The sequence below is a fragment of the Nitrospirota bacterium genome (assembly GCA_020846775.1).
GTDB lineage: Bacteria > Nitrospirota > 9FT-COMBO-42-15 > HDB-SIOI813 > HDB-SIOI813 > RBG-16-43-11.
In genome coordinates, this window is the sequence record JADLDG010000083.1 from 1 (window position 1) to 4,872 (window position 4,872).

The window sequence follows — 4,872 nt, forward strand, 5'->3', positions numbered from 1 at the left end:
AATACGCAGGAAACAAAGGAATCGCTGACAAAGAAGATATTGGAAATAGAATCGTTGAAGGGAGATGACCGGGCAATAATAGTATCTCAAGATGTTTTCATCAGTACCCGTGTGGGGGCAAGTTATGCCCTCCTGGTTGCACAACGCCAGCCTCCTGTGGGACAGGTTGACATGAGCCTCTGTGGAACATATGGGTCAACGACTCTCGGACTTGCTAATGTTGTCACCAAGGGAGAAATTAATGCTGCATTGCCAAAATTCGATTCAAACAAAAAACAACCGCTACTGGTAGCCGTAATTGAAGTAATCACAGCGCCACGATCTGCTGGTTCATATGGGCCGCAGGAGGAAAACCGCAGGCTCGTCAGTGCAAGGGTTGTGCGTGCCCCAAGGTTTTTTTACTTTTCTGATGGTAGGTGGGTTGAGAAATAAAGGAGGCGGGGCTCAGGTTAGCGGTGCAAGGCCTAAATCTGTGAGTGGCTTTTTGGGGCGTTCAGAAGATATTGACACCAGTAGCCAAATCAGATATATATTAATTCATAATTGCATAATTTCTTAATTATTTAATTATAAAATAACTTAACATCAATAAGTTGTAAGAATTACTTCAGGGAAGACAGGGGGATAGATATGGCAGTATCTAAGACCATATTAATACTGGGAGGAGGAATCGGCGGGATTGTGTCGGCAAGCCGGTTGCGCAAGAAACTTCCCAGTGAATACCGCATCATACTCGTGGAAAGGAACCCCATGTATATATTTACCCCGTCCTTTCTCTGGTTGATGACCGGCCTTAGGACAGCAGAGCAAATTTCCCGGCCCCTTACAGAACTGGGTAAGAAAGGGGTCGAGATTGTTACAGGGGATATTCAGCAAATAGACCCTGAGAACAGGACTATCCAGGTCAACGGCAGGGAGATTAAGGGAGACTATCTGATTATTGCACTTGGAGCGGAACTTATTCCCCATAAAATACCCGGATTAGTCGAGGGGGGATATACCTTTTATACATTAGAAGGGGCCGAAGCCTTGCGTGACGCACGACTTGAAATCCGCAAAGGCCGCATTGTCATACTGGTGAGCAGCATTCCTTTTAAATGTCCGGCTGCACCTTATGAGGCCGCAATGCTGATCGAATATGACTGCCGTAAACGCAAGATACGTCAGGATATACAGATTGATCTCTATACCCCGGAACCAGGCCCTATGGGTGTTGCAGGGCCGGAGGTCTCAAGACAGGTACGTCAGATGGTGGAAGAAAAAGATATTCATTTTCACCCTGAACAGACTGTAACCGGGGTTGATACGACAGCCAGGCAGATACGTTTCACCAACGGTATCACAACGGACTATGATCTGCTGATCTACATTCCACCCCATCAGGCGCCCAAGGTGGTGCAGGAAGCTGGACTAACAAATGCAAGCGGATGGATACCTGTCGATCGGGGAACTCTGGAAACCCGTTTTCCAGGTGTTTATACAGTAGGAGATGTTACAGGGATCATGCTCCCGATGGGTAAACCACTTCCCAAAGCAGGTGTGTTTGCGCATGGAGAGGCAGAGGTGGTGGCAAATAATATTATCCATGCGATCACAGGCAAAGGGAAGCCGGCGGTTTTTGAGGGTCATGGGGAGTGTTTTATCGAAACGGGAGATGGAAAGGCAGGCTTCGGCAGGGGTAATTTCTTTGCAGAGCCTGTACCACAGGTTAAAATACGCGGACCAAACCGTACCCTCCACCTCGGAAAGGTTGCCTTCGAAAAGTTCTGGTTGTTTGAATGGTTTTAGTATATCTTGGGCAGACATATAAATAAGAGGAATTTTAAGGATGGACAAGGAGATTTTTGAACTGCATGCCAGTATCTGCCAGATTATGGCAAACGCAAAGAGACTGGAGATTATCAACATTCTTGGTGAAAAGGAACTTACCGTCGGTGAGATTGCTGAAATAATGGACATCAGGATGGCTAACCTCTCCCAGCATCTTTCTATGATGAAGTCCAAGGGGATACTGAAATCCCGCAGGGAGGGGGTGAGTATACACTACAGGATATCAAACCCAAAGGTAGTCCAGGCATGCAAACTTATGCGGGAGGTCATGATGGAACAGCTCAGGGAAAAGGGGATGCTCTCAAAGGTGGCATCAAAAGGCAAATAAAGCTTATTTTTATATATCAATTTCATAATTTCGAAACAATTGATTTAATGAGGGAGGGCACTCATGAGTGAAGATATAGAACGGATTTTAAAGACAGCCAAGACCATTGCTGTGGTCGGCATCTCAAACAAACTTGGGCGTCCCAGTCTGACTGTAGCGAACTATCTAAAGAGCCAGGGGTACGATATCATTCCGGTAAATCCCACTATTACAGAGGTCCTTGGGGAGAAGTGCTATCCGGACTTGGAATCTTTCCCCGGAGATATCGATGTGGTGGACATCTTCAGGAAATCTCAGGATACTATGCCGATTGTCGAATCGGCCATCAGAAAAGGGGTAAAGGCGGTCTGGATGCAGGAAGGCATAGTAAACGAAGAGGCTGCCCAGAAGGCGAGGAAAGCGGGATTAATGGTTGTCATGGACCGGTGTATGCTTAAAGAACATATGAAAAGGAAGGAAGAGAAAAATGCCTGAAATAACCATCATAATCAATGACCCGCCATATGGCAGTGAAAAGGCGTACAATGCGCTGAGACTTGCCAATAGTCTCAATAAAAGGGAGGAAGAGGTCATTATCTTCCTCATGGGGGATGCGGTTGTATGCGGCAAGAGCGGACAGAAGACGCCTGACGGTTTTTATAATATAGAACGGATGCTAAAACCAATAATCCGGCGTGGTAAGGTACTGCTCTGTGTCACCTGCATGGATGCAAGGGGAATCAGAGAGGAGGATCTCATCGAAGGGTGCAGGAAGAGTACTCTGGAGGAGTTAACCGAGCTCTCGATTTCTTCAAAAAAGGTTCTTGTATTTTAAAATTCTCAGGCAGACAGTCAGGCATTTTGTCGGTGTTATTGTTAAGGCAAAAAATCGTGGATAATATAAGTGACGCGGTCAGGGCCTTTGACCTTTATGCGGAGGATTATGATAGGTGGTTTGAAAGCCCTGAAGGAAAGGCATTATTTGATTCTGAGGTCAAAGCTGTCAGTATATTGATAAGTGGCCTCAAGCCTCCATTTCTTGAGGTCGGTGTCGGCTCCGGGAGGTTTGCAGAGGCATTAGGCGCAGAGTATGGAGTAGACCCATCTCCAGCTCTGCTTGAGAAGGCGAAAGCGAGAGGGGTTAAAGTAAAACTGGGGAGAGGTGAAGACCTTCCATACAAAGACAACAGCTTTGGAGGGGTATTCATCCTGTTTAGCCTATGTTTTTTGGATGATCCCGAAAAAGCCCTCTGTGAGGCCAAGAGAGTCCTTAAACCAGGTGGAGGATTGATAATAGGAATAATCAACAGGGAAAGCACCTGGGGATTGCTTTATTCAAGGAAAAAAGCAGAAGGCCATCAGTTGTATAGATACGCCAGACTCTATAGCCCGGCCGAGGTAATTGACATGATAAAAAAGATTGACATGATTGCCGTGGGATTTTCATCGACACTCTTAAGACGACCCTCTGAAAATCATGAGGGGGAGACAGTACAGAACAGACTTCTGGATGGAGCTGGTTTTATATGCATCATAGCAAGAAAACAGGCTTGATTTATAAGTCTCTTATAAAAAGGCTGAAGAATATTGATGATGTACAAACGGTTATGATAGGAACACTAAAGAATGAGTATCCTATTTATATGCTCTCTTATGGTAAGGGAGATAGACGGGTTGCGCTTTCAGCCGGTATACATGGTGATGAACCAGCAGGGGTAGAGGCCCTATTATGTTTTCTCGAAGGAGACCTGGATACGTCGAATGGAGGCATTAGAAAATGGAAAGAGGATTTTCAATTTACTCTATTTCCATGCACCAATCCGACGGGATATGAAAGAGGTACCAGAGAAAATATAATGGGGGTAGACTTAAATCGCAGATTCGGGAGCAACGACCCGCCAGAGGAGGTATCAATAGTGGAAAGTGTTTTAAGGGGGATGTGTTTTGATCTCTATCTGGATTTCCATGAGGATATAGACGGAGAAGGTTTTTATCTCTATGAAATCGCAAGAAAAGGAGAAAACCATCTTGCAGAGATGATTATACAGAAAATATCTCAAAGATATTCCATCGATTTAAGAGAACATATAGACGGGTTCCCAAACTGCGGAGGGATAATCTGCCCGCAGAAGACCGAAAAGATATTCAGGATAAGGAGAGATAATCTACCACTTCCCCTCTACCTTTATTTGAATAGCACAAGACACTGTCTTACTATGGAATCACCGCATCAATTCTCACTGAAAGAACGAGTTGGCATGCATTTGATGGCTCTTGATACGGCCCTCAGTCAATACTCTTCTTTATAAAACCTTATAATTTTATTATTTCCTACAGACCTTCAGGTTTGTTCATAAACAGGTTATCTGGTTACCAAACAGGTCACGGTTGATAAATAATCTTATGACTCCCTCAGAGAGTCTGTGAGTGTGGTGGTTCTAACCTACGACCAAGCGGTTAACAGCCGCTCTATCAAAAAGCATAGAGTGTCTTGTTGCTGAAAAGGCGATGGTCATGGCCTATGAATTCAGGATTTTTCCTGTGATAGATTCGTGATATAATTTTATTTAATCCACAGAATTCATAGGAATAAGTCGAAACTATCGAGACGCTTAACATCTGGTTAAATAAAACAAAACGGGGAAACCGGATGAACTTAAAGCCCTTTTAAAAAACGGTTGTTAAGAATTGCCAAGGCGAGGGTCGCGGGTTCAAATCCCGTTTCCCGCTCCAGG

General features: G+C 44.8%; 7 protein-coding genes. All 7 read left to right on the top strand.

The genetic code is table 11. The features are described 5' to 3' along the window. A partial coding sequence (locus tag IT392_10070; GenBank protein ID MCC6544830.1) for a hypothetical protein occupies positions 1 to 432 on the top strand: 432 nt, incomplete at its 5' end. A gap of 198 nt (positions 433 to 630) precedes the next feature. Then, positions 631 to 1,788, top strand: a complete 1,158-nt coding sequence (locus tag IT392_10075) for an NAD(P)/FAD-dependent oxidoreductase (protein ID MCC6544831.1) — start codon at positions 631 to 633, stop codon at positions 1,786 to 1,788. A gap of 40 nt (positions 1,789 to 1,828) precedes the next feature. Next, positions 1,829 to 2,158, top strand: coding sequence for a helix-turn-helix transcriptional regulator (locus IT392_10080; protein MCC6544832.1), 330 nt, complete (start codon positions 1,829 to 1,831; stop codon positions 2,156 to 2,158). A 63-nt stretch (positions 2,159 to 2,221) separates the two neighbouring features. Further along, positions 2,222 to 2,632 (top strand): CoA-binding protein, encoded by a 411-nt coding sequence (locus IT392_10085; GenBank protein MCC6544833.1) that lies wholly within the window; start codon positions 2,222 to 2,224, stop codon positions 2,630 to 2,632. Continuing rightward, entirely contained in the window at positions 2,625 to 2,972 is a 348-nt protein-coding gene (locus tag IT392_10090; GenBank protein MCC6544834.1) for a DsrE family protein, read from the top strand. The genes IT392_10085 and IT392_10090 overlap by 8 nt, the downstream gene beginning before the upstream one ends. Beyond that, the gene (locus IT392_10095) at positions 2,903 to 3,691 is read left to right on the top strand and encodes a class I SAM-dependent methyltransferase (GenBank protein ID MCC6544835.1); all 789 of its coding nucleotides are present in this window, start codon (positions 2,903 to 2,905) and stop codon (positions 3,689 to 3,691) included. Before IT392_10090 ends, IT392_10095 begins: the two co-directional genes overlap by 70 nt. Further along, the gene (locus tag IT392_10100; GenBank protein MCC6544836.1) at positions 3,664 to 4,446 is read left to right on the top strand and encodes a M14 family metallocarboxypeptidase; all 783 of its coding nucleotides are present in this window, start codon (positions 3,664 to 3,666) and stop codon (positions 4,444 to 4,446) included. The genes IT392_10095 and IT392_10100 overlap by 28 nt, the downstream gene beginning before the upstream one ends. Positions 4,447 to 4,872: the final 426 nt, after the last annotated feature.

Excerpts from the sequence above, each read along its gene's own strand:
- IT392_10075 (MCC6544831.1), top strand. The coding sequence starts at position 631 with ATGGCAGTATCTAAGACCATATTAATACTGGGAGGAGGAATCGGCGGG.
- IT392_10080 (MCC6544832.1), top strand. The coding sequence starts at position 1,829 with ATGGACAAGGAGATTTTTGAACTGCATGCCAGTATCTGCCAGATTATG.
- IT392_10085 (MCC6544833.1), top strand. The coding sequence starts at position 2,222 with ATGAGTGAAGATATAGAACGGATTTTAAAGACAGCCAAGACCATTGCT.
- IT392_10090 (MCC6544834.1), top strand. The coding sequence starts at position 2,625 with ATGCCTGAAATAACCATCATAATCAATGACCCGCCATATGGCAGTGAA.
- IT392_10100 (MCC6544836.1), top strand. The coding sequence starts at position 3,664 with ATGCATCATAGCAAGAAAACAGGCTTGATTTATAAGTCTCTTATAAAA.